Below are 24,404 nucleotides of genomic sequence, written 5' to 3'. Positions count from 1 at the left end.
AAATTTCAGAAAATTTCAGCGCCATTACATTACGAAGACATTTTCTACGATCCTTACCGTCACTTTACATCGACCTAACAATCAGCATTTTTTTAGATTCCTTTTTCATCTTTTATTTTAAAATATGTACCAGCAGGGAATAATCTCTTAGTGATTGATGAAAGAGAAGGTGATGCTATGAGTAAATCGCGGGACAGTTATTTCGATAACGCAAAATTTTTATTAATATTCCTTGTTGTATTCGGTCATATCCTTCGTTCCTTTATTAATGATAATCATTTTATGCTCTACCTCTACAAGTTCATTTACACATTCCATATGCCTGCATTTATTCTTGTATCCGGTTATTTCGCGAAAGGCTTTAAACGGGCGGGATATGTAAAAAAGCTGGCGGTCAAGCTGATTATTCCGTATTTGATTTTCCAAATCATTTATTCCGTCTTTTATTACATTATGCAAGATGAAAGCATGGCAAATGTGAACCCGATTGATCCGCAATGGTCGTTATGGTTTCTTGTAAGCTTATTCTTTTGGAACCTGCTCCTATATCCTTTTTCAAAGCTTTCAAAACAGTGGGCGCTGTTTGTCAGCTGCGGAATCGCCGTGCTGATCGGTTATCTGGACTTTGTCAGCAGCACGCTGAGCTTGTCACGGACATTCGTATTCTTACCGATGTTCCTTGTCGGTTTTTATTTAAATAAACATCATTTTGATTTATTGAGATCAAAACGCGGCAAACAAATTGCGCTCGGAGTGCTTGCCGCAGTATTCGTCATCTGCTGGGGTATCGATTTTGACTATTCTTTTCTGTTTGGTTCAAAACCGTATTCTTCATTTGGAGACGTTACCCTGGTAAGCGGACTATCCCGAATCGGCTGGTATGTACTCGCCTTTGGGGCAACCTTCAGCTTTTTAGCGCTTGTTCCGCAAAAAAGGTATTTCTTTACCAAATGGGGGACCCGGACATTTTACGTGTATCTGCTTCACGGGTTTATTATTAAAACATTACGGCAGGTCGGGCTTGAGGATTGGCTTACTGACTATCAAAGCTTAGTGATCCTCTTGCTTTTAACAGCAGCCCTGACATCAGTCCTCTCCAGCAACTTTGTTAAGACAGTCGCTCAGCCCTTCATTGAGCTGAGGATGACCAGCTTATTGCAATTTGTCAGAGGAACGGGCAAAAATGCTTATTTAAAATAGAAAAAGCACCTCTTAAGCGGACGCCGCCTAAGAGGTCTTTTTTATTTTTGTTTTTTATTTTTGTTTTTTTCTTTTTTCTTTTCAGGCTTGGTGACTTCCAGCGTTTCGATGATCTTCCCGGCATTGTAATCCCCAAGTTCACTTGAGAACTCTTCCTCCAGCACCTTTTTATTCATAGGCTTTTTATGATTTTGCATGTCTCTGCTATGACGGTTTTTCTTCACAACTACATGCCTCCCTGCTGGCCCTGTTTGGAATTGCGGTTTGCCCCTCTAAAATTGGGGTCGTCATGATATTGTGTCTTATATGAATTGGGGTCCATGCTCTCGGTAGGTGTATTGTTATTTTTAATGGCTTCATTCACTTCAGCTTTACGCTTCATACGAATCCTCCTCGCCAGTTTTCAGACATTTTAAGATGCAGGAGCGTAAATTGCACCTGTCGAAGTTAGGTTCTCCAACTGAACAGGAGGCACACATCTTTTTTTTGGCAATCAAAAAACACCGCAAAGTATGCGGTGTTTTGCCTATCCGATAATCACTCTTTCTTTCGGATAGTGATAGTTCGCTTCAATTTCCTTTCTTCCGATCAGATACAGGAAGGTTAGAATGCCGATTCGCCCGATAAACATGACAATCATAATGACGCATTTTCCAACACTGCTCAAATCTGCCGTAATTCCAAGCGACAGGCCGGTTGTACCGAATGCCGAGCACACTTCAAACAAAAGCTCCAGCAGGGAATGCTTTTCTGTAATGGTCAGAATGAGTGTCGCGCCAAAAACGAGCAGGATCGCCATCATCGTGACAACAAGCGACTTCATCAAGTCAGCAGGGTGAAGCTCCCGTTTGAATACCTTTACGGCCTTATTGCCGCGGGCAAAATGAAACAGCGCAAGAAGGTTCAAAGCAAAAGTCGTTGTCCGTATGCCTCCCCCGACTGAGCTTGGCGACGCTCCAATAAACATCAGCGCACAAATAAAAAAGAGTGTGGAATCTGATAATTGGCTGATATCGATTGTTGCCAGCCCCCCGCTTCGGGTTGCCGTTGATTGAAACAGGGACAAAAACAAAACATCATGCCATGATTTTCCTGCGAACGCATGGTTTGCTTCCAGGGCAAAGATGCCAATGGCTCCAAACAAGACAAGTGAGCCGAACGTAATCGTCGTGATCTTTGTAAAAAGCGTAAATGGATAACGCCGATGCTTTGAAAACAGGAAATCCTTTACTTCAACAAGCACGGGAAATCCAATCGCTCCAAATATAATTAAAAGCATTGTAATAAACTGCACAAAGTAATCTTGGCGAAATGGAATCATCGAATTACCGGTAATATCAAATCCGCCGTTTGTCGTTGCACTGATACTGGCAAAAAATCCGTGTAAATAGGCTTCCTGATAGGAGTCATAGTAGGTTAAGAAATATGTGCCGAGTATCAGCCCGCCAAAAAATTCAATCCACAAGATCAGAAACAGTACCTGCTTCATCAGATTGACAATTCCTGAAAACTGGGATTGGTTTTGATCAACCATAATCAGCTTCCGTTCTTTCAGCCCGATTCGTTTTCCCATGATCAGCCAAATGAACGTTCCGAGCGTCATAATTCCGATTCCGCCAAATTGCAGAACAAATGCTAATATAAAAATCCCTATTGTGCTGAATGTATCAGCTGTATCAACAACTGTCAGCCCCGTTACACTGACTGAACTGACAGCTGTAAAAAGCGCATCAATAAACGTCCAATCTGCCCCCGGTTTATGGGCCGCCGGCAAACTCAGCAATATAACGGCCACAGTAACTGCAAGAAAATAATATAATGCGATCAGCTGGGCCGGTGACAAGGCCTGTATCAATTTTCCAAACTTTAATCTCATGTAAAATCCTTCTGCCTCTCTTTTTAAGTACGGTAATTATTCTAAAGATATTAGGTCCATTTTTAAAGGCTTTTACGAAACATTTTCTTAACTTGCTTATTTTTTTATGATTTTAGTCAATGGATAAAATAAAAAACCTCTGAGAATTCTCTCAGAGGAACAATGTGTTTGTATTATTTAGCTTCCAGCCGTCTGATTCGTTCATCTAAATCAGGATGAGTAGAGAAAAGTGAAGAGCGCTTCTTGCCATTAATCTTTAACGTTTGGACAGCTGTCTGATCGTCTTCCATAATCCGGGAAGAATAGCTTTTAAGCGTCCGCAGCGCATGAATCATCTTGTCCTTGCCGGCAAGATCCGCTCCTCCCCTGTCAGCATGGAATTCACGATGGCGTGAATACGCAAACACAACCAGGCTGCCAAGTATCGAAAAGACAATCTGAAAAATAATCATTGCAATAAAATGAACGATCGGCGCTAGATCTTCTTTGACAAAACGGCTTGCTATCCAAGCGGCGATACGCGATAAAAAGACTACAAAGGTATTAACGATACCTTGTAAAAGCGTCATTGTTACCATATCACCATTTGTGATATGCGCGACCTCGTGGGCAAGCACACCTTCAACCGCTGCGTCATCCATCTGCTCCAGCAGCCCTGACGATACTGCGACAAGTGAACGGCGTTTTGACGGTCCAGTCGCAAACGCGTTTACTTCAGGTGAACGGTAAATCCCGACTTCCGGCATTTTCGTTAAACCGGCAGAGCGGCTTAATCTGTGAACACGATCAACCAATTGCTGTTCCTCATAGCTGAGCGAGTGTTTTTTCGGATTCAGCACTCTGACGCCCATCATCGTCTTTGCCATCCATCTGGACATCGCAAGAGACGTAAAGGAACCGACAAATCCAACGACTAAACTGAACACAAGAAGCGCCATTGGATCGATACCGCCATCAGCTGTAAAATACGTCCCGACTCCTGTAACAGAGCTTAAAACAGACAAAACGATCCCGATTGTTGTAAGCACCAAAATATTCGTTAGAATAAACAGAAAAATTCTTTTCGCCATAACAACCTCCGTTATTTTAAGTTCAAAAGAACCCGTATATTTAAATTATAAAACATCCATTTGAAAATGCAAGGAATTCGACGTATGATGTTAATGTAATTTGCTGACGCTTGAACTTTGAATTTATACATATACCTATATCCGCGTCAAATTGTTTAAAGAGGTGAACAATGAACATTTTTAAACTCTCTCGAACCGATATGGTGCGGCTGCTCTATTCCCTAAAAGGACAAGGAGAACATAGCCCGCTCGACATTCTCGTCCAATCAGCGAACATGTCAGCAGAAAAAGCAGCCAATCATCTAGAAATTCCTGAATTTCTTACAAGATACGAACGAAAAAAACAGAAAAAAGAATACGGTCTTTCTACAAATGAAATAGTAGAGCTTGGCAACTTATGCGAGCTGACTTCGTTAAAGTCAACCGCGATTCAAAACTGGGTAAAGCGTGATATCAAAGATCTGATCGGACACCCTGAGCTGGGCAAAAAATACTCAGTTGAACAGGCAGTTATTCTTTTAATTGTACGTGATTTAAAATCCATTTATGACTTTGAACACATACGGGCTATTTTAAAAGTGGCCTTTAACACAATCTCAGACAGATCTGATGATGTCATCAGCCCGATTGCTTATTATGAAAGCTGCGCATATGTGCTTGATGCCATCCATCACCAAGATACTCCTTCTATGAAAGAATCCAATCTGCAGGAGATCGCCGAACAGGAGACAGAGCGTCTCCGTCACCGTTTTGAAGAACTGAATGACGGCCAATGGCTTAAAATCAGACAAATTATCGCCATTACAGTTCTCTCCATTTTGACGTTCCATATTCAGGCAACCGCACATAAAATGACAGCAGACATTCTATAGTCTGCGTCACCCCGGCTCAGAGGCCGGGGTTTTATTTTTCTCCACAACAATTGCCAGCATAAATAAACCCCGTATATATCAAACTAAATACGCGTTAAGAATTTCTTTATCGAAAAAGGAGATGAAAAAGATGGCGAGCAGAAATAAACTCGTTGTTCCAGGGGTGGAGCAGGCACTAGACCAATTTAAACTCGAAGTGGCTCAAGAATTCGGTGTGAACCTTGGTTCTGATACAGTCGCACGCGCTAACGGCTCTGTAGGCGGAGAAATGACAAAGCGGCTGGTACAGCAAGCACAATCACAATTAAATGGCACAACTAAATAAATTCAGGTCTTTATTCGCCGGGGGCACTCGGCGAATCTTCATTTTGAGCTGAATTATTATCACTGCTGTAGCCGTTTGGATTACGTCGGTCTGAAGCGTTATCCCTTCTGGACGAAGAACGGTTCTTGCCTTGTTCACCATTGTTCCAGTCCCTGTGATATTGGCTTTGACCCTTGTCAGCGCCGTTATTTTCATTTCCTTTATCTTGAGGATCTTGTATTGGGGTTTGCTCATGGTCCCCATCTTTTTCGGTATTTGTATTTTCATCTGATTCCTTTATTTTTTTATCTTTGTCACTATCATCAATCTGGTCATCCGCTTTATCTTCTTTCTGGTCTCCGGAATCCGCATCATTCAGCTGTTCATTATCTCCTTGCTTGCTGTCCTGGGTGTCAGTTTGATCGTTGTTTTCATCCTCATTTTCATCACTCTTTTGATCCTCTTCCCCGGATGGTTTGCTGGAGTCATCTTTTAAATCTTTATTGTCATTCTTTTCATTTGATTTGATGTAGCTGCCTGTTGAGACGCCTTCTTTCTTCGCTTTTTCCCTCGTTTGCATATCTGACTCGAGAGATTCCATGCGGTATGTCGTTTTATATTTTTCAGTCACATCATTCAGCTGTTTTTTCACAGCCTTTTTATATGTATTGTCTTCTGTGTTTTCATAAACAGTGGAAATCAATATTTCTTTCGATTTCTTTACATACCCGTGTTCACTGCAGTCGGTTATAATATCGTCAATCACCTTTTTAAAATCAGTCTTCTCCCAATCATCTATATCATTCACGACTTTCTGTCCCTCATCGTTTAGAGGCGTCAGTTCAATCACTTCATAATCGCTGTTTAACGCCATTTCGACGCTTGGATTGATATCGATTGTCATATACGCATAGGCCTTATTATTAGAAAAAACGGGGAGAACTATAAAAATAAAGAGCATAATAGCAGTCATCGTAAAAATCCCCATTTTGAAAGGGCGCAGTTTAAAAAAATCAAAAAAGCTGGCCCTTCTGCCCATGCGTGTTTCACTCGGAAGCATGATTTCTTCTCCGATTTCATAGCTGTGTCGATCATTTTTGGCTTTTAAAAATTGTCCGTCAGGGGTCAGCAACGTGACGAATTTTTTATTTTTCTCTACTATAATCCCTCTTCTCATGAGTGCAGCACCCCTTTAAGATAATCTTTTAAATAAATATAATCACCCGTAATGATAATACACATCGCAATAATATATTTTCTGTTTCTCTCAATCGTTTTTCGGCTTACAGAGACAAGCTGTTCAAGCTGTTTGACCGGAAGCTGCTTCTTTGTATACAGGATAGCGGCCAATTCTTCATGTTCAACAAGCGTCATTGCCACCTTTATGGCGTTTTGCCTTGCATCCGTGTGCTTTGGAGAATTTTCAAGCAGTTCTTTAAACGATAAACCATAATCCTTGAGCTGCTTTTGAAAATAGAGGATTTCCTCCCGCCTCTGCTCCTGTTCAATCTGACGGCGGTATTCATCTATGGAAAGCTCGGCTTCAATCAGGCTTTGTGATGACTCCTGATCGTCTCCTTCCTGTAAATCGATATTTATATTTTGTGCGCTTCTGGCTTCTTTTCTAATGTAATCAATGACTTTTCTTTTTATAATAAGCTCAGCAAATGCGAGCAGAGAATTTCCTTTTTCAGGTGAATATTTTTCTATAGCTTCATTAAACGCGATCAGTCCAATACTGAACTCATCGTCTTTTTCATCTATATATCGTTTACAAACGGATGAAACCGTCTTTGCGATAAATGGCTTATATTGCTGTATTAATTCATTTTGCAGATCTTTATTGCCTTTTTGTATACTCTCAACAGCTTTTTCAAGTGTTTGCTTCTTTTTTCCCAATTTAAACAAAAGGCTAAGCACTGGTTTCACCTCAGTTCCTCCCTATAACTACTCATTAATGATAGCTAATTTGATAGGGATTCGCAAAGGAGAAAAAGAAATATTGATTTCCAATGTCTCAATTATGACAAACCATTCTGACGTCCTATACATGATTTCGTGCCTTTCTAAAGAATTAAGGGGGTTTTATGCGTGTTTTTTGTAACAAAGATGTTATAAAAATGTTATTTTATTTCGCTTATGAAAACGCTTCAAACACAAAAAGACTCTGCTTTTAAGCAGAGTCTTTCAGATTACGCCCGTTCACGGGTGCTGTTTTTTTGTTCGTTTTGTGCGCCCTCCGGCTGTTTTTTCCCACCTGACATAAACCAGCCGCAAACCGCGATTGCTGCTAAGACACCCCAGAATATCAGTTTCCATGTTCCAGAATGGATAAAGTGCTCAGAAACAACCGCTATGTCGCGATGGGCAAGCGTATATAAAGCAAGCTTCACTCCGACCCAGCCGACAATCACAAAGGCTGCTGTTTCTAGGCTTGGACGTTCCTTTAATAACTTCACAAACATGGAAGCCGCAAACCGCATGATCACCAGTCCGATGATACCGCCGGCCAAAATGACGAGAAATTGTCCTCCGTCAAGTCCGCCGATCTTCGGGAGTGATGTCCCAGGAAGTGTAACCGCCAGCGCTACTGCTGCTAAGATGGAATCAACAGCAAACGCGATATCTGCCAGTTCAACTTTTAAAACAGTCGGCCAAAAACCGCTTTGCTTCGTCTCTTTATGTGTGTCTTCTTTCTTAAATACATATCTTTTCAATAAGTGGCTTGCTGAGATATACAGCAAATAGATCGCGCCAATCGCTTGAACCTGCCATACGTTGACCAAAAATGAAATGGCGAATAAAGAGCCAAATCGCAGAACAAAAGCCCCTGCCAATCCATAAAATAACGCTTTTTTTCTTTTTTCCTCCGGCAAATGTTTTACCATTACCGCCATAACCAGCGCGTTATCGGCGGCTAAAATCCCTTCCAGCCCGATCAAGACGAGAAGAACCCAACCATACTCTAATAATAATGCTGCATCCATAAATGATACCCTCCCAAAAAAGTTGTTTTCTTTCTCTTCATCCGATCTTATGCCGGCCGGACCATGCAAAAAAGACCTTTGCCGACATAAGGCAAAGGTCTTGCTAGACATGAATTCAGGCATGCCAACAAAGCCGATGGATACAATCCATGAAATGACGACTTTGTTTCCGGAATACATTCCGGACGCTACTCCCCTTTGGGATTTCAAGAAATATGATTTTATACGTCAATGATATGCGCAGCGCAATGATTTGTCAACGTTTATTTTTCAAAAATACAGATAATTGTTCGGAGTGCGTGCGTTTCTTCCTCTTTTTCATCAGTAAGTAGAGCAGGAAAAGCGCCAAAATGGCTATCCCGATCGGAAGCATATATTGATCAAGAATAGAGCCGACTTCCTTCCAATTTTCACCGAGCTTCACACCGAGATAAACATATACAAATGTAATCGGAAGCATAGCAATGAATGTATAAAGCGAAAACACCCAAACATTCATTTTTGCAATTCCGCACGGTATGGAAATCAATGTCCTGATGCCAGGCAAGAAACGGCCGCTGAAGGCGACAAAGCCTCCATGTTTTTTGAAAAATTCATCTGACTTATCAAGCGCTTCAGGTTTAATAAAGAGATACTTCCCAAAACGTTCAAGAAACGGCCTTCCTCCGTACCGGCCTATCCAATACAGCGTAAGCGGACCGGCCACTCCCCCAAGCGATCCTGCCAAAACAACGCCGGCAAGTGTCATATCGCCTTTAGATACCCAATAGCCCGCAAGCGGCAAGACGACTTCGGCCGGGATAAACTCAATACTGAGCGCTAGAAATATTCCAAAATAAGATAAGCTTTTAAATGCTTCTATCCATGACATAACCAGCTCTTCGATAGCCACCAACTCCCTTGTTTCATGTTTATGTATCATACATTTTTGTTTTTTCGGAAAACGTCAAGATGATTTTAACACATTTTTCACGGTCAGTTGAACTAAAAATAGATCTCCCTCGTATTTCTATCGTTTTGAAGGCTGAAACTCTGCGGTTAAGCAGCCGATAATAAAGAGAGTCAACAAGACTGGAACACACGATACGGGGGGAATCTCCATTTGGAAATACACGTTACATATAATACGACGCTCATATGTTTATCTTTTCTTATCGCCTGTACCGCCTCGTATATTTCCCTTGAACTTTCAAGGAAAGTCACCATCAATACAGGCTTAAAAAGTAAAATTTGGCTGATCGGCGGCTCACTTATTATGGGATTCGGTATTTGGTCAATGCATTTTGTAGGGATGATGGCCGTCCATATGGAAATGCCGATGGAATATGAATTCATGCCTTTAATGGCAGCCATTGGCGCATCTGTTTCGGGATCATTTGTGTCATTATATTTTGTCAGCCGGCACATACTTACATATTACAGACTGCTTACCGGATCAGTTGTGCTTGGTGCATCTATTGCTTCTATGCACTATATCGGAATGTCTGCCATTTCCCGGGTAATGATTATTTACGAACCGATTTTATTTACAGCTTCAATTATCATTGCGATTGCAGCCTCTTTCGTCTCGTTAAAAATATTCTTTGACTTGGCCGTAAAAAAACATTCTGAGCATCTTATATTCTATAAAGTCGTCAGTTCAATTGTAATGGGTATTGGGATTTCGGGCATGCACTACACAGGGATGCTTGCGGCAACTTTCCATAAGGACACGGCTACGCCCGGAAGCCATATGGAGGTGCAAACGTTTCATTGGTCAATTTTTGTTACTTTAATTATTTTTTGTATCCAAACGTTATTGTTATTCAGTTCCCATGCAGATCGAAAGTTTATTAAACAGAGCGAACGCATAAAGGATAACGAACAGCGATTTCAGTCTTTAATCGTCCACAATATTGATGCAATCTTTATTTTATCATTAGAAGGAGACATAATATCTTCCAATCACGCTGGTGAGGAAATGATCAGCAAATTTGGCTTCAGCATGCATGACTGGAGGAATTACACATCACAGAAGATTAAGCGCCTTTTTGAGCAAGTTAAAAAAGATAAACAAGCGATGAACAGCGATAGCGAACTTATCACTGAAAAAGGCCAGTTTCACTTAAATATTACGCTCATACCTGTTGAGGTCAATCAAGAACTGGACAGCATTTATGTCATTTGCAAAGACATGACGAAGCAGTACAAAGCAGAAAAAGAAATCCATAGAATGGCTCATTATGATTCGCTTACAGACTTACCTAACAGAAGACATGCCATCTCTCATCTAACAAAGGTACTGAATCGCGAGCATACCTTGCATTATAACACCGTTGTTTTCTTTCTCGACTTAAATCGGTTTAAAGTGATTAACGATGCATTAGGGCATAATGTCGGCGATCAACTGCTTCAGTTTGCGGCTAAACGTTTGTCATCTGTAGTCCCTGATAACGGATTTATCGCCCGTCTTGGCGGTGATGAATTTATTATTATATTAACAGACGCCAATACAGGAACAGGCGAAGCAGATGTTTTAGCAAGAAAAATTATCCAAAAATTCAAAAAACCTTTCAAGATTCAAGATCACACCCTTGTCACATCTGTCAGTATCGGGATTGCGATATCTCCAAAAGACGGGACTGATGGCCTTGAATTGATGAAAAAGGCTGATATGGCGATGTATGCGGCTAAAGAACGAAACAAAAGCAAATACAGATACTATTCTTTTTCAATCGGCAACAAAGAAACCGTCAAGCTTAACCAAGAGATGGTACTCAGAGAAGCAATCGAAAACGATAGATTTGTCTTGCATTATCAGCCGCAATTCAGTGTAAAAAAACAAAAAATGACAGGAGCAGAAGCACTGATACGCCTTGTGACACCAGACGGGCAACTGCGTCCGCCCGGAGAATTCATCGGTGTCGCAGAAGAAACGGGACTTATTATTGATATCGGAAAGTGGATTATAGATGAAGCATGCAAGCAGGCAAGGATTTGGCACGACAAAGGCTATGATCTTTCTGTCGCCATTAATATTTCCGCCAGACAGTTCCAATCCGAAGATCTGATTCCCCTCATCAAGGATACGCTTAATAAATACCAGCTTCCTCCGCAGCTTCTTGAAGTGGAGGTGACGGAAAGCATGACAATGGACAATCTCGATCACTCCAAAAAGGTTTTGTCATCCCTTACAGAATTAGGAATCAGAATCAGTATTGACGATTTCGGTACTGGTCACAGCTCCCTTAGCTATTTGAAGGACTTCCCGATTCACAGGCTGAAGATTGACAAATCATTTATTGACGATATTCAGACCCATCCTAAATCAGAGCAAATTACCGGAGCTATTATTGCCATGGGGCATCAGCTGTCTTTGCAGGTGATTGCCGAAGGTGTGGAAAATGCAGCTCAAAAGCAGCTTCTATATGAAAAAGGCTGCGACCATTTGCAGGGCTTCTTTTTCAGCAGGCCAATACCTCCGGAACAATTCGAACAATTCATTATTGAACAGCCGTCGCAATAACAGCGCCGGCTTTTTTTCACCCATAAGTTACTACACATGAATCGTACTCCTTCTCTTCACACTAAAGAAAAAAAGGGGTTTATCGATATGCATACAATGTGGAAGGGATCGATCAGCTTCGGATTAGTAAACATCCCCATCAAGCTATATGCGGCCACAGAAGATAAAGATATTAAACTGCGCAGCCTCCATAAAGAGGATCACGCACCAATCAAATACGAGAAAGTTTGCACAAATTGCGAAAAAACTCTTAGTCCTGATGAAATTGTGAAGGGATATGAATATGTAAAAGGGAAATATGTAGTGCTGACAGACGAAGATTTAAAAAGCTTAAAACAGGAGCATGAGGAGAAAGCGGTTGAGATTGTTGACTTTGTTCAGCTTCAGGAAATTGATCCGATTTACTTTAACCGCTCCTACTTTGTCGGCCCCGGGGATAATGGGACGAAGGCCTATACCCTGCTGCGTGAGGCGCTGCGCTCAACCGGAAAGATCGGTATCGCCAATATGACAATCAGGTCAAAGCAGCAGCTGGCGATTCTCCGCGTTTATGAAAATTGTATCGTCATGGAGTCTATCCATTATCCCGATGAGGTCAGAAGCGCCGCTCATGTCCCAGGTGTACCTGATCAATCGAATGTAAACGATAAGGAACTGCAAACTGCTATCACATTAATAGATGAACTGACTGCTGAGTTTGAACCTGAAAAATATGAAGACACGTACCGACAGGCGCTGCTGCAAAGAGTCAACGACAAGCTAGAAAATAAAGAAACGGCCGTCACTCCTGATAAAGCGCCACCTCGTGAAGATGTCATTGACCTGGTAAGCGCTCTGCAAGCCAGCATTGACAGAACCAGAAGGCCGAACAGGGAGACACCGGCTGCCGCACCTGCACAAGCCGCTGAACCGAAAGGAGCCGGAGATAAAAAACAAAAAACAACTAGAAAAAAAGCCTCCGGCACGTCATAGCCCATGGCGTTTACCATGCAGCCGGTCTTAACTTCGTCACCGCCAATCGGAGCAGAATGGCGTTACGAAGTAAAATATGATGGGTACCGCTGTATTCTCCGCATCCATTCTTCAGGTGTGACCTTAACCAGCAGAAATGGTGTGGAGCTCAGCAGCACCTTCCCTGAAATCACACAAATCGCCAAAACTGCCTTTCAGCACATGGAAAAAGAGCTTCCGCTGACACTTGATGGTGAAATCGTATGTTTGGTGAATCCTTGTCGTGCAGATTTTGAACACCTTCAAGTGCGGGGGCGTTTGAAAAGGCCAGACAAGATTCAGGAATCGGCAAACGCCCGGCCGTGCTGCTTTCTCGCCTTTGATTTGTTAGAGCGAAGCGGAGAAGATGTAACGCTTCTTTCGTATTTGGACCGCAAAAAATCTCTGCGTGAACTCATATCCGCAGCAAAGCTTCCTGCATCTCCAGATCCTTACGCAAAAGAAACCATTCAATCCATTCCCTGTTATGATCATTTTGATCAACTCTGGGAGATGGTAATAAAATATGACGGAGAAGGAATTGTAGCGAAGAAAACAAACAGCAAATGGCTTGAAAAGAAGCGGTCGTCCGATTGGCTCAAATATAAAAACTTTAAACAAGCTTATGTTTGCATAACAGGGTTCAACCCTAACAACGGGTTTGTGACGGTATCTGTGTTAAAAAACGGAATAATGACACCGATTGCCTCTGTCTCGCACGGAATGCGCGATGAGGAAAAAAGCGCTATACGCGAGATTATGGAACAGCACGGACATCAAACACCCTCAGGCGAATTTACGCTTGAACCTTCGATTTGTGCAGCTGTTCAATACTTAACAATTCTCCAAGGCACATTAAGAGAGGTATCGTTTATCGGTTTCGAATTCCAAATGGACTGGACCGAATGCACATATGCGCAAGTCATACGACACTCCAAACCGGTTCACCCAAAGCTCCAGTTCACAAGCCTGGATAAAATCATATTTGAAAAGAATAAAAAAACAAAAGAAGATTTTATTCAGTATATGATTGAAGTCAGTGACTATCTGCTCCCATTTCTGAAAAACCGGGCTGTCACCGTCATCCGCTATCCGCATGGATCTAGGAGCGAATCATTTTTCCAAAAAAACAAGCCGGACTATGCGCCGGATTTTGTTCAATCTTTCTATGATGGGAGCCATGAACATATTGTCTGTGAGGATATGTCTACATTGCTATGGCTTTGCAACCAGCTTGCTTTGGAGTTTCACGTTCCTTTTCAAACCATTAAAAGCAGGCGTCCGGCTGAGATTGTCATTGATTTAGACCCGCCTTCGCGAGATGACTTTCTTATGGCCGTGCAGGCCGCAAATGAACTGAAGCGGCTGTTGGATTCCTTTGGCATCACATCGTACCCGAAGCTGTCCGGCAACAAAGGCATCCAGCTTTATATTCCCTTGTCTCCCGAGGCATTTACGTATGAAGAAACACGCCACTTTACGCAGCTGATCGCAGAGTACTGCACCAATGCATTTCCCGAGCTATTTACCACTGAACGCTTGATTAAAAACAGACACGGCAAATTGTATCTTGATTATTTGCAGCATGCAGAAGGAAAAACGATTATCTGTCCCTATTCAACGAGAGGAAATGAGCTTGGGACTGTTGCAGCCCCGCTCTACTGGCATGAGGTGCAATCATCTTTAACACCCGCTCTGTTTACAATTGATACGGTCATCGATCGAATTAAGAAGCAGGGCTGCCCATTTTTTGATTTTTACCGCAACCCGCAAGACGAACCGCTTAGGGCCATATTGCATCAGTTGAAGAAAAAGAGCTGACTAATGAAGTCAGCTCTTTCCGTGTTTAACTGTACTTTTTTTCTAACCGCTCTTTTTCCTGGCGCTGAAGCGGGCTCAGCTGCTCATTATACAAATCAATATCAATCGCGTATTTCGGCCGTCTTTTCACTTCAGAAAAAATCGTTCCAATATACTCTCCGATGATGCCAATTCCCATCAATTGCAGCCCGCCCAAAAACCAAATGGATATGATGAGAGACGCCCAGCCTGCATTCGTATGGCCGAGCAGCTTTTGAATAAACGCGCCAACCCCTGCCACAGCGCTGAGGAAAAACAAAACAAACCCTAAAAGCGTAAAGAATCGAATTGGTGCGACACTGAATGAAGTAATCCCGTTAAAAGCGAAGGATAGCATCTTTTTCAGCGGATATTTCGTTTTGCCGGCAAAGCGTTCCTTGCGGTCATACAAAACTTCGGCCGATTTAAAGCCGATCATGGGGACAATACCTCTTAAAAACAGATTCGCTTCCGGATAACGCTCAAGCTCTTCAAGGGACCTTTTATTCATTAAACGAAAATCAGCATGATTATAAATTAATTTAATCCCAAGCTTATTCATGAGACGATAAAACCCTAACGCGGTCGTGCGCTTGAAAAAGGTATCGGTTTTTCTGCTCCGGCGTACACCGTAAACGATCTCGCAGCCCTCATGATATTTCAGCATAAAATCCCGGATCACAGAGATATCGTCCTGAAGATCGGCATCGATCGAAATGACGCAGTCTGACCTATTCTTCGCTTTATGCAGTCCGGCTAAAAGCGCTTTTTGGTGGCCGACATTGCAGGCTAATTTTAAGCCGGTAACCTTCTTGTTTCTTATGCTCTCCATAGCAATCAAAGCCCAAGTGCGGTCTTTGCTGCCATCATCGACAAACAGAATTTTACTGTCTTCAGCAATTAATTTTTCTTCAATTAAATCATCTACAACCTCTGTCAGCTGACGGCTTGTTTCTTGAAACACTTCCTCTTCATTGAAACACGGGACGACGATGGTTAATACTGGCTGTGACTGTTTCAATCGATATCCTCCTTATCTTGTTTCATATAAATAAATGCGCCAGGCGGAATCTTTATGGTCAAACGTCTTTACGAGCGCGAGATGGTTTTGTTCAGCATTCATGATCGGAACTGAAGAAAAAATGTACCGTCCGCCCATTTTTTTAAATACATCTGTATTTAATTGAAGGTTGTTGATCGTTTTCTTCGAGTTCTTTTTGAAATCATATCGTTTACCGAGTTCATCGACAAAAAGGTAGCAGCGGCTGCCCCATTCATCAAAGTATTGTTTCAGCCGAGAATTTTTTTCCAGCTCTTTTTCGATGATTTTCCTAAATTCATATTTATATGAAAGCGGATACAGATTGTTATACGTATCTAACGTATAAAACCCGTTATATTGGGCGATAGACGGATGCAGTCCGATGCTCGCCACCCTGTACGAATCCTGCGGACGTCCGATATATTCCTTAATCTCTTTGAATTGCTCCGATGCATAAAACTCCTTGAATGTCGGCGCGTTGTAATGAACGCCATACGTATATTCTTCATTAAAAGGCGCCAACACCATTAGCTGTGCAGCGACTGCGGCGTACACAAGCCATTTCCATCCTTTCCCCATCCGCCAAATGAGATATAAAGCAAGCGCAAAGCTCACGTATATAACAAGCGGCCGAAGAAAATGAAAACGGGCAAAATTAAATTCTGCTAAAAAGGCAAATTTCTGCTTTGGAACAGCCCAAATTTTGTTGAACCAAAACGCATACCATAATGACAATCCATAATTAAGCACACATAAAAACAGATAAACATTTTCTGGCTTTGTCCGATTTCGTTTGAACAGCAGAGCAGCAAAAACGACCAGCAGGATCGGAAGGATGACAACGGTATGAACGGTCATCACATGATTATGGCCATAGACAAAGTTTTTTACGGATAGCCGAAGAGAATGCCAAACGTCATGCCTAGATGAGATAAATTCGATACGATGCATCGGTGCGTGCTCAAACAGTATCGAATAGACAAGCCGATATTCAACGAAAAGATAGATACTCGTCATAAATGCAATACTGCCTAAGAACATCAAATTCCATCTTCTTTTTGTAATGGCATCATACAGCCAAAAACACGCCATCCCTGCCAGGAAAAAGAAGAAGCCTAGAACAAAGCTTGAGTATAGAGGGAGCAAGCCCAGCGTCAGCCACTCTCTCCATGAGATATCCCCTTTTCGGATATTTAAAAAAGCCCACAGTGACAAAGGGTACCCAAGCGTACTCAGCATTCCCGAAGGCCAGAACGGTGTTAAGGCAAATGCAAGCGATACGCCAATTCGGATGAAAGCCGCTTTTGGTTCCGGGATTATATGTTTCTTCAGCAGCACATACATTCCAAAAAAAGCGACAACTCTTGTAACCGTCTGGCTTATTGCATAGGCGGTCATGGAAGAAAAGAAAGCATGGAGCCAAACAATTCCGCTCCACTCGGTGCCAAAGGCATCCCGGGGCAGCCCGTTAATGATTTGCGGAATGGCAGCGTCAACCTTGCCGACGATTTCTCCGCTATCGGCCAAAACCTTGTACCAAGCGATGTTGGAATCTAAATTATCATGGACCCGGATATGGGCATCTTCCTTTAAAATAAAAAGCGGCGATACATACAATAAAAGAAGAAATAATGCGATCCAGAGATAATATGTTTCTTTTTTTTGTTGTCTCATCAATCGTAACATTGCTTACACATCCATTTGTTATTCTGACTCCGTCGGCATGTTCTGCCTCATGTGTCAAAATTTATTATCCCTTTTCCCTTCCAAATCATTCATCATATGACAATCCGTTTTTCAACCTGTCTCTACCCATTAATTCCCGCTATCCATAGGGCTTGATCACTTACTATACTGATAGAAGGGAGGGGATATATTTTGTTTACAATCTTACTTTCATTGGCCATACTCGTATTTGTGCCATTTCTATATAAAGCGAACCGCAATACAAAAGATGTGAAAGTCAACACCATTTCAATCGACCAAAAAGACGGCCTTCCAGCCAGAAAAAAATTAAATATCCTTCATTTATCAGATCTTCACTTGGAAAACATTTCAGTCTCACCTGAGGAGCTGTATCATTTAACAAGAGATCAGCCTGTGGACATCATTGCTCTTACCGGGGATTTTCTTGATCGGAAACGTAATATTCCGAAGCTGGCAGGTTACTTGAACGCCTTGCAAAAGCTAAAGCCTGCATATGGAATGTACGCGGTGTTCGGTAACCACGATTATGTATTGAAAGAAGAGGACTTTCAGAGACTGAAGCGAGTTTTAGAGGAAAACGGCTGTATCACGCTGCAAAATGAACATGTTCGAATCGAGACGGCTGCAGGGCCAGTCAATATTATTGGCATTGATGATTACAGTACGAATCGGAGTAATATCAACGGCTCTTATCAAAGTCTGGAAAATGGCTATCATCTTGTCTTAACACATGACCCAAATATTATTCTGGATATGAAGGATGTTCATTATGATTACCTGCTGTCAGGGCATTTTCACGGCGGGCAAATTCACTGGCCAAAACCGTATCATTTGGTGAAAATGGGAAACCTCGTGCGAATGAACATGATTAAAGGCCTTCATTATCATCACGATAAACCATTTTATATCAGCGAGGGCTTGGGACAAACCGGCGTAAATATCCGTGTCGGAAGCCGTCCTGAAGTGACATTTCATCAGATTTAATCAAAAAAGACTGTGCTGACCGAGGCATCAGTCTTTTTTTTGATAGGTTTTCTGCAGCTTTTCTTTTGAGATAAACAAATAGGATGAATTCGGTAAATGCCGCAAGCTCACAGGCTTTGAAGTCAAATATAAAATCGGCACATGGGACACTTTTTTAAAACATCTGTAAAAAGGATTCACCGGGGTGATCACATCAAAGCCGAGCCTTTCCACACCTTTGTCAAGCATTGTAATCCCAATGATTCCTTTGATTTTCTCGCTTTTTTTATGATTGTTAATATAGTCAAGAAGAAGCGGCATCGATTGATATACTTTCTGATAAATAATGATTCCCTTTCTGACTGCGCTCTCAATGCTTTGAAGCTCCCTGATCAGCTTTATGTTATGCAGGTGGATTTTAACGAGCACATCATTTTTTCTTATATGCGTTCCGTCGCTAAGCACGACATGATGTCCTTTGTACTTCGTCAGCCTGACTCGAAAGACGCTTTTACGATCTTTGTCAACCAAGGTCAGCCTTGAAAAAAAGAAATAAATCGGGTCAACCACTCTCCATATGGAAAGGAAACAAGTTTTCATCTTTTCACCTTCCTTATGATCAAAAACACCCTTATATTTTGTGAACGTTCTCCTCAAAATATAGTTGCCATATTTTTTAGGAGGAGCGTCATGAAAAACATTCTCATTTTTCCTTTTTTAAGCATTTCCACCGGCCATCATCATGTGGCTGATGCATTGCAGGCTGAATTAGAGTCTCAAGGGCTGGCAGCTGAAAAGATTGATATCTTTTCACATGCGTATAGCCGGTTAGAAAAATTGTCCTCCGTGGCTTATTTAAAATGGATTCAATATTTCCCGAAAACGTACAGCGGCATTTACAGGCTCCTCGCCTGCGGAGAATTTCAGCATGACAAACGCTATTTCATGTACGAATGGCTGTTCACACAGCAAATGAGGCACATCCTCCAAGAAAAACAGCCTGATATCGCCTTCTGCACACATGCGCTGCCCTCTTATCTGCTGAACCGACTAAAGCCTGAATATCCGAATCTGACGGTTGTGAATGTATACACTGATTTTTTCGTGAATCAATTATGGGGACGGAAGAACATTGATTACCATTTTGTTCCGAGCACGGAAGTAAAGAAGCAGCTAATATCAGAGGGGATCGATCAGAACAACATATACTTGACCGGCATTCCAGTTCACCGAAATTTTGAAATGGAATCAGCAGATACCTTGCAGCACCACCCGCCATATACCATCATCATCACAGGGGGCAGTATGGGGGTCGGTGGGATTTTAAAATGGGTGCAGGAACTGTCGCCAGGCGGAAAGATCTTATACAAAATATTATGCGGCAGAAACGAAAAGCTCTACTCCTATGTCAAAAGTTTACACCACCCCTTGATTGAGGCGATTCCTTACCTTCACAGCAAAGCAGAGATGAACCGTTTGTACGAACAGTCGACAGGCATCATGACTAAACCCGGAGGCGTGACCATCAGTGAATGCTTACAGAAACGGCTTCCGGTATTTATTTATCATGCACTGCCGGGACAGGAGGAAATGAATTTAAACCTTCTACATGAAAGGAAGCTCGTCACAGATATGAGAAACTGGGACATGAAGAAAGCAGAAGAGTATATCGCGGTATTTTTTCAATCGAACGAACAGATGAAGGAGTATAAAAAACACGTCAATGGATACCTTGGCGAAATGTCTGATAGGAAGATTGAAGATGTTTTAAAAAGAATCATATGGAAACAAAAAAACACTCTCCTGAAATAGAGAGTGTAGAATAGTTAACGAAACAGCAAATGCTGGCTGTGTATGCCTGCTTTCTTGAGCAGGACGATCAGCTGGTCCTGTTCATCAGGCGAAAGACCTGAAAACGCTCTCGCAATACGCAGTGCATGAATCGGATAAATTTTATCCAAATACTCATTTCCCTTGTCAGTTAAATGTGCGTAAACAGAGCGTTTATCTTTTGGGTCCTGCTCCCTTACTAAAAACCCGTTTCTTTCTAGTTTGTCAATAACATATGTGACGTTTCCGCTTACAAGCAGAAGTCTCGACCCAATTTGCTGTAATTTTTGCGGGCCTCTTGTGTACAGGAGCTCCAGTACAGCAAATTCAGTGGGATTAAAACCGTGCTCTTTGCTATCACGGATACTATGTTCGGACACACTTTTGAAAGCCCTTGCAAAAACTCTGTACAAATTCATCGCACGCTCAACTTCTTCTTCGTTAAACGATAATCTCATCATATCTACCTCGTATATAGGATTTTTATAAAAAAATAATGAAAACCCTTACATATAATAAGAGTTCAGTCCCTTACTATACGTATTCGCTATAATTCGAGAAATTCCTTCTAAAAGCAAAAAAATCCTTATACATTATCTTGTATAAGGATAATTTTTATGATTTGTAATGCTTCGAAAGAAATAAGCGTATTCTTTCCGAAGCTCAGAAATCGTCATTTTGTTCATGACCTCTTTATTATAAACCCCAATCTGATAGAGTTTTTCAGAATAATGGCGTCGTTCTTTTTCTAAAGCGGATTTCAATAAATTACTCATAGCGTCCTCCTTCATTTTGAGGTATCCTATACAAAAGATACTCTTTTTAAATGAACGTGGTATGAATCTAATGTAAAGAATTTATGTTTACGAAGATTTTCGGTATTGTCCGTTTTGAACCGATCTTAATAATTGAAAAGCCTGTTCTCCGGCAAGCTGCATAAACGTCTCCAGCATTTCATCACGCTTGATATCCAACTCTATAATTTCTTTTGCCAGTGAGACCGCTTTTTCTTCCTCCATGATTATCCTTCCTCCTCGTTTGATTCGTTACATAAAGGATAAAACGCGCTTGGGTGTTACGCATTATTCTTGTTAATTTTTCTTCCGTATTTTTTCAAAAATCTTCTATTTGATGTTAGAAAATATGACAAGCGTCAGGTTTTTTCTCTTTGTTTTTTATATACTATTATCAAAAGACATCCAGGGGTGGAAAAATGACCACAGAAGATCATTCTTATAAAGACAAAAAAGTGATTTCAATCGGAATTGTGAGTGAATTGACAGGATTGTCCGTAAGACAGATCAGGTATTATGAGGAACGAAAGCTCATTTACCCGCAGCGTTCTTCAAGGGGGACAAGAAAATACTCCTTTGCCGATGTGGAGCGGCTGATGGATATCGCCAATAAGCGTGAAGACGGCGTACAGACGGCAGAGATTTTAAAGGATATGCGCAAAAAAGAACAGATGTTAAAAAACGATCCGCAAGTGCGGAAAAAAATGCTGGAGGGGCAGCTTAATGCTCACTTTCGGTACAAAAACCGTTAAATAATAAAAGTCCGGCTCGCAGTTGAGACGGACTTTTTACGTTTATAATGAGTGAATGAATGCAGTGGCAATGCCAAAGTAGATTAATAAAGATAAAATATCGTTTAACGTTGTAATCAGCGGTCCAGAAGCAATCGCCGGGTCTACTTTCAGTTTGTGCAAAATAATAGGAATAATCGTTCCTGACATCGTGCCGATGATTAAGGTTAAGAACAGTGAAGAGGCGACAACAAATCCCAAAAGCGCATTCCCCTGCCATATGATGGAGACAATCGCAATCAGCACAGAACAAACCGCTCCGATAAAAATGCTTGTTCTGAACTCCCGGAAGATCAGGCGCACAATCGTTTTTTTGTTCATTTCTTCTTTAGACAAACCTCTGATGACAACCGCGAGAGATTGTGTTCCCGTATTTCCTGTCATCCCTGACACCATCGGCATGAAAAACGCAAGCGCGACAACCTGCTTCAGCGCATCTTCAAAATAGCTGATAATGCTTCCTGAAATCAGTCCGATAAACAAGAGTAAAATCAGCCATGGCAGGCGCCGGTATGCCGCCACGTAAGCTTTTGTGTCAAAGGTGATGTCTTTACCGGAAGCGGCAAATTTTTCGTAATCCTCATCAGCTTCCCGAATAACGACGTCGATAATATCATCGACCGTCACAATACCGACAAGCACGTTGTTTTCTTCTACAACCGGTATTGCCAAAAAATCGTAACGTTCAATCAGGCGGGCAACTTCTTCCTGGTCCTGAAGAGCATCTGCTGATATGACGCGGGTAAACATTAAATCCTGCACCTTTTCTTCAGGTTCACCCAGAATCAAATCGCGGTAGGAAAGAACCCCAACCAGCTGTTTGCTTTCATTAATAACATATAAGTAGTTGATCGATTCAGCTATTTCAGCGAAGCTTTTCAGCTTGACGACCGCGTCTTTTACCGTGTAATGCTGAGGAATCCACACATACCGGTTTGTCATCATGCGTCCCGCTGAATCAGCCGGGTAATTCATCAAGAGCTGTACAGCTTTTGACTCTGACGCTTCCATGCTGGACAAAAGCTGTTCCTTCAGTTCTTCGTCCATTTCTTCAAGCAATTGAGCGAGGTCATCGTTGTCCATTTTATTCATCGCCAGTGTTGCTTTTGTTTTTCCGACTTTATTTAAGACGACAAGCTGAAATTCGCGTTCCAGCTCCCCGATCATATCAGTGATATCGTCTACAGTTAAATAAGATAAATAGCGGGCACGGTGTTTTTCCGGCATTTCTTTAAAAATAAATGCCATGTCATAGGGCTGAAGCTCATCAATAACACTTCTGAAATCCCTGATTTTCCCGTCTCGCAGTAAAATAATGATGCGTAAAATGAGTTCGTCATAGGTCATGTTTTGAACCATCGGGACTCGTACCTCCTCTACGGAGACGTGCCGGCCTCGCCAGAAGGTGCGGCAGTTCGTCTCCTCATCGTGTAATCAATTGTCTTGCTGTCATAGTATATGGGTACTTCTTCAGATTGACTCGAATGGGGAGAATCCATACTCCGCACCTCCTTTGATTGGTTTCGTTTTAAAGGCATAAAAAAAGCCTTCGGGATTGAAGGTGAAAGAAGCACGGCAAAAAAAGCGTGCGGGCGCCTTCAATCGTAGAGCTTTAGCACTGTATGGCATAGGACAAGCATCCAGCTGCATTAAAAATCACCTTATGTCGATGATTTCTGTTGACCCATTGGCGTCTTTGGACATTTTTGGGCAGCAGCGTATCTCCATACAGGAGCCTCACCTAACGAAGTTCCTAATTGAATTGACACACTGAGATTACAGAAAAAAACAAGCTGTGTCAACTCAAAAAAGTAATAAATGCGCTTACATCACAATTACGGAACAAAACAAGGGCCTAAGCCCTTATTCTGTTGTTTGTGTCTCGTCATCTTCAGAAAGCAAATGATACGTTTCATGAAGAAATAAGGCATACTCTCCTTCCTTCGTCGGATGAGGGACATATTCAGCCTGATTGATGTATTGCTCCTCTTTCTTTTCCATGCGTTTCGCCTCCTTTTCTACTTAGATTGTCCAAAAGAAGGTTTCTTATCATGAAAAACCCCCGCGCAGCGGGGGTTTTGATTAGTCATCTATCTCCTGTTTGATAATGCGTCCATCTTTTGCGGAAATTTCAAATTCTGTCTCAGTTCCTTGTTTCGTTTGGATTTCCATTTCATAGATGTAAGCACCGTCATCTTCGTCAAGCTTACTTTCTGTTACGGTTCCGCCTGTTTGCTTTAAAGCAATTTCTTCAGCTTCTTCTTTGGTTATGGCGACTTGTTCTGCTTTCTCCTTTAACGGGTCATTAAGCGCTTGTTTTGTATGAATATCTACATAAACGTCGTAGTCTTCACCTTCTTTTTCAATCTCCACTTCATAGACTTCTTTGCCGTTGTAAAGGTCTCTGTCAATGTCTTCTACTGTGCCGTCAACAACTGTTTTAGCAATTGCTTCTGCTTCTTGTTCAGTGAGTGCATCCGTCTTAGAAGAAGCCTGTCTGTTTTCATTGTTTTCTTTGGCAAACGCGTTGTAGCTGAATCCTCCGGCCGCTAGGCATCCTGCTAAAAGACCGACCATCCATTTTTTCTTGAGCATTTGTGAGTCCTCCTTTGTTTTGTATGAGTACAGTTTACA

Annotated in this window: 27 protein-coding genes and 1 riboswitch; of the genes, 9 read left to right on the top strand and 18 right to left on the bottom strand. The window is 41.8% G+C overall.

From position 1 onward, the window contains the following. Positions 1-177 precede the first annotated feature (177 nt). Complete coding sequence (locus NYE20_RS07700) at positions 178-1,200, top strand: acyltransferase family protein (protein WP_003245573.1); 1,023 nt, start codon at positions 178-180, stop codon at positions 1,198-1,200. 41 nt (positions 1,201-1,241) lie between these two features. On the opposite strand, the gene NYE20_RS07695 is transcribed toward NYE20_RS07700, so the two are convergent. From NYE20_RS07695 to htpX, 4 genes are all read right to left on the bottom strand, one after another. Further along, the gene (locus NYE20_RS07695) at positions 1,242-1,424 is read right to left on the bottom strand and encodes a hypothetical protein (protein ID WP_015715779.1); all 183 of its coding nucleotides are present in this window, start codon (positions 1,422-1,424) and stop codon (positions 1,242-1,244) included. 2 nt (positions 1,425-1,426) lie between these two features. Then, the gene (locus NYE20_RS07690; protein ID WP_003232510.1) at positions 1,427-1,582 is read right to left on the bottom strand and encodes a hypothetical protein; all 156 of its coding nucleotides are present in this window, start codon (positions 1,580-1,582) and stop codon (positions 1,427-1,429) included. Positions 1,583-1,726: 144 nt separating this feature from the next. Then, a complete protein-coding gene (gene ktrD / locus NYE20_RS07685) occupies positions 1,727-3,076 on the bottom strand; it encodes a Ktr system potassium transporter KtrD (protein ID WP_153256724.1) in 1,350 nt (449 codons plus the stop codon). Between the two features lie 173 nt (positions 3,077-3,249). Further along, positions 3,250-4,146 (bottom strand): protease HtpX, encoded by an 897-nt coding sequence (gene htpX / locus NYE20_RS07680; RefSeq protein ID WP_003232513.1) that lies wholly within the window; start codon positions 4,144-4,146, stop codon positions 3,250-3,252. 170 nt (positions 4,147-4,316) lie between these two features. Here htpX and htpK point away from each other — a divergent pair, with 170 nt between their 5' ends. Continuing rightward, positions 4,317-5,018: a transcriptional regulator HtpK gene (gene htpK, locus NYE20_RS07675; RefSeq protein ID WP_021479421.1), complete on the top strand. Its 702-nt coding sequence runs from the start codon at positions 4,317-4,319 to the stop codon at positions 5,016-5,018. A 130-nt stretch (positions 5,019-5,148) separates the two neighbouring features. Next, positions 5,149-5,343 (top strand): acid-soluble spore protein SspD, encoded by a 195-nt coding sequence (gene sspD / locus NYE20_RS07670; RefSeq protein WP_003218568.1) that lies wholly within the window; start codon positions 5,149-5,151, stop codon positions 5,341-5,343. A 10-nt stretch (positions 5,344-5,353) separates the two neighbouring features. Here the strand turns inward: sspD and rsgI are convergent, their stop codons facing one another. The 4 genes from rsgI to NYE20_RS07650 all read right to left on the bottom strand — a co-directional run bounded on the left by rsgI (position 5,354) and on the right by NYE20_RS07650 (position 9,231). Next, complete coding sequence (gene rsgI, locus NYE20_RS07665; protein WP_032725586.1) at positions 5,354-6,499, bottom strand: anti-sigma-I factor RsgI; 1,146 nt, start codon at positions 6,497-6,499, stop codon at positions 5,354-5,356. Beyond that, on the bottom strand, positions 6,496-7,251 hold the full coding sequence (gene sigI / locus NYE20_RS07660) for an RNA polymerase sigma factor SigI (protein ID WP_003245855.1): 756 nt from the start codon (positions 7,249-7,251) through the stop codon (positions 6,496-6,498). The genes rsgI and sigI overlap by 4 nt, the downstream gene beginning before the upstream one ends. Positions 7,252-7,514: 263 nt before the next feature. Continuing rightward, positions 7,515-8,489, bottom strand: a complete 975-nt coding sequence (locus tag NYE20_RS07655) for a TerC family protein (RefSeq protein ID WP_009967096.1) — start codon at positions 8,487-8,489, stop codon at positions 7,515-7,517. Between the two features lie 76 nt (positions 8,490-8,565). After that, positions 8,566-9,231, bottom strand: a complete 666-nt coding sequence (locus tag NYE20_RS07650) for a DedA family protein (protein WP_026113618.1) — start codon at positions 9,229-9,231, stop codon at positions 8,566-8,568. 180 nt (positions 9,232-9,411) lie between these two features. On the opposite strand from NYE20_RS07650, the gene NYE20_RS07645 reads away from it, so the two are divergent. The 3 genes from NYE20_RS07645 to NYE20_RS07635 are packed head-to-tail and all read left to right on the top strand — an operon-like array spanning position 9,412 to position 14,625. Then, positions 9,412-11,814 carry an EAL domain-containing protein gene (locus NYE20_RS07645; protein WP_125121324.1) on the top strand — a complete coding sequence of 801 codons (2,403 nt, stop codon included), beginning with the start codon at positions 9,412-9,414 and terminating at the stop codon, positions 11,812-11,814. A 36-nt stretch (positions 11,815-11,850) separates the two neighbouring features. Beyond that, positions 11,851-12,786 carry a Ku protein gene (locus NYE20_RS07640; RefSeq protein WP_003232529.1) on the top strand — a complete coding sequence of 312 codons (936 nt, stop codon included), beginning with the start codon at positions 11,851-11,853 and terminating at the stop codon, positions 12,784-12,786. A gap of 3 nt (positions 12,787-12,789) precedes the next feature. After that, positions 12,790-14,625, top strand: a complete 1,836-nt coding sequence (locus NYE20_RS07635; protein WP_161621536.1) for a DNA ligase D — start codon at positions 12,790-12,792, stop codon at positions 14,623-14,625. A gap of 25 nt (positions 14,626-14,650) precedes the next feature. On the opposite strand, the gene NYE20_RS07630 is transcribed toward NYE20_RS07635, so the two are convergent. Continuing rightward, positions 14,651-15,664 carry a glycosyltransferase family 2 protein gene (locus NYE20_RS07630; protein ID WP_014476605.1) on the bottom strand — a complete coding sequence of 338 codons (1,014 nt, stop codon included), beginning with the start codon at positions 15,662-15,664 and terminating at the stop codon, positions 14,651-14,653. Between the two features lie 12 nt (positions 15,665-15,676). Then, positions 15,677-17,371, bottom strand: coding sequence for a DUF6044 family protein (locus NYE20_RS07625; RefSeq protein WP_041850905.1), 1,695 nt, complete (start codon positions 17,369-17,371; stop codon positions 15,677-15,679). Between the two features lie 192 nt (positions 17,372-17,563). Between NYE20_RS07625 and NYE20_RS07620 the strand changes: the two genes are divergently transcribed. Next, complete coding sequence (locus NYE20_RS07620) at positions 17,564-18,376, top strand: metallophosphoesterase (protein WP_161621535.1); 813 nt, start codon at positions 17,564-17,566, stop codon at positions 18,374-18,376. 27 nt (positions 18,377-18,403) lie between these two features. Here NYE20_RS07620 and NYE20_RS07615 read toward each other — a convergent pair whose 3' ends face one another. Beyond that, positions 18,404-18,955 carry a hypothetical protein gene (locus NYE20_RS07615; RefSeq protein WP_031314982.1) on the bottom strand — a complete coding sequence of 184 codons (552 nt, stop codon included), beginning with the start codon at positions 18,953-18,955 and terminating at the stop codon, positions 18,404-18,406. A 90-nt stretch (positions 18,956-19,045) separates the two neighbouring features. On the opposite strand from NYE20_RS07615, the gene NYE20_RS07610 reads away from it, so the two are divergent. After that, positions 19,046-20,167, top strand: a complete 1,122-nt coding sequence (locus NYE20_RS07610; RefSeq protein WP_273797380.1) for a glycosyltransferase — start codon at positions 19,046-19,048, stop codon at positions 20,165-20,167. Between the two features lie 14 nt (positions 20,168-20,181). On the opposite strand, the gene NYE20_RS07605 is transcribed toward NYE20_RS07610, so the two are convergent. The 3 genes from NYE20_RS07605 to NYE20_RS07595 all read right to left on the bottom strand — a co-directional run bounded on the left by NYE20_RS07605 (position 20,182) and on the right by NYE20_RS07595 (position 21,204). Beyond that, a complete protein-coding gene (locus tag NYE20_RS07605; RefSeq protein ID WP_003232536.1) occupies positions 20,182-20,646 on the bottom strand; it encodes a MarR family transcriptional regulator in 465 nt (154 codons plus the stop codon). 132 nt (positions 20,647-20,778) lie between these two features. Then, positions 20,779-20,961: a stress response protein YkoL gene (gene ykoL / locus NYE20_RS07600; protein ID WP_003245766.1), complete on the bottom strand. Its 183-nt coding sequence runs from the start codon at positions 20,959-20,961 to the stop codon at positions 20,779-20,781. Between the two features lie 87 nt (positions 20,962-21,048). Continuing rightward, positions 21,049-21,204: a hypothetical protein gene (locus NYE20_RS07595; protein ID WP_003232538.1), complete on the bottom strand. Its 156-nt coding sequence runs from the start codon at positions 21,202-21,204 to the stop codon at positions 21,049-21,051. 194 nt (positions 21,205-21,398) lie between these two features. On the opposite strand from NYE20_RS07595, the gene tnrA reads away from it, so the two are divergent. Next, entirely contained in the window at positions 21,399-21,731 is a 333-nt protein-coding gene (tnrA, locus tag NYE20_RS07590; protein ID WP_003232541.1) for a MerR family transcriptional regulator TnrA, read from the top strand. Between the two features lie 42 nt (positions 21,732-21,773). On the opposite strand, the gene mgtE is transcribed toward tnrA, so the two are convergent. The 4 genes from mgtE to NYE20_RS07570 all read right to left on the bottom strand — a co-directional run bounded on the left by mgtE (position 21,774) and on the right by NYE20_RS07570 (position 24,365). After that, complete coding sequence (gene mgtE / locus NYE20_RS07585) at positions 21,774-23,129, bottom strand: magnesium transporter (RefSeq protein ID WP_003232543.1); 1,356 nt, start codon at positions 23,127-23,129, stop codon at positions 21,774-21,776. 17 nt (positions 23,130-23,146) lie between these two features. Then, positions 23,147-23,269: a hypothetical protein gene (locus tag NYE20_RS07580; RefSeq protein ID WP_009967087.1), complete on the bottom strand. Its 123-nt coding sequence runs from the start codon at positions 23,267-23,269 to the stop codon at positions 23,147-23,149. 91 nt (positions 23,270-23,360) lie between these two features. Continuing rightward, positions 23,361-23,526, bottom strand: a riboswitch (M-box (ykoK) riboswitch). A 107-nt stretch (positions 23,527-23,633) separates the two neighbouring features. Further along, a complete protein-coding gene (locus tag NYE20_RS07575; RefSeq protein WP_003218541.1) occupies positions 23,634-23,771 on the bottom strand; it encodes a transcriptional regulator SplA domain-containing protein in 138 nt (45 codons plus the stop codon). 81 nt (positions 23,772-23,852) lie between these two features. Next, positions 23,853-24,365: a PepSY domain-containing protein gene (locus tag NYE20_RS07570; RefSeq protein ID WP_014479606.1), complete on the bottom strand. Its 513-nt coding sequence runs from the start codon at positions 24,363-24,365 to the stop codon at positions 23,853-23,855. Positions 24,366-24,404: the final 39 nt, after the last annotated feature.

It is taken from the genome of Bacillus sp. FSL R5-0416, assembly GCF_037975425.1.
In the GTDB taxonomy this organism is placed as follows: Bacteria; Bacillota; Bacilli; order Bacillales; family Bacillaceae; genus Bacillus; species Bacillus subtilis.
Note: the sequence above shows the minus strand (reverse complement) of the source record. Positions and strands in the feature narration are given on the sequence as shown.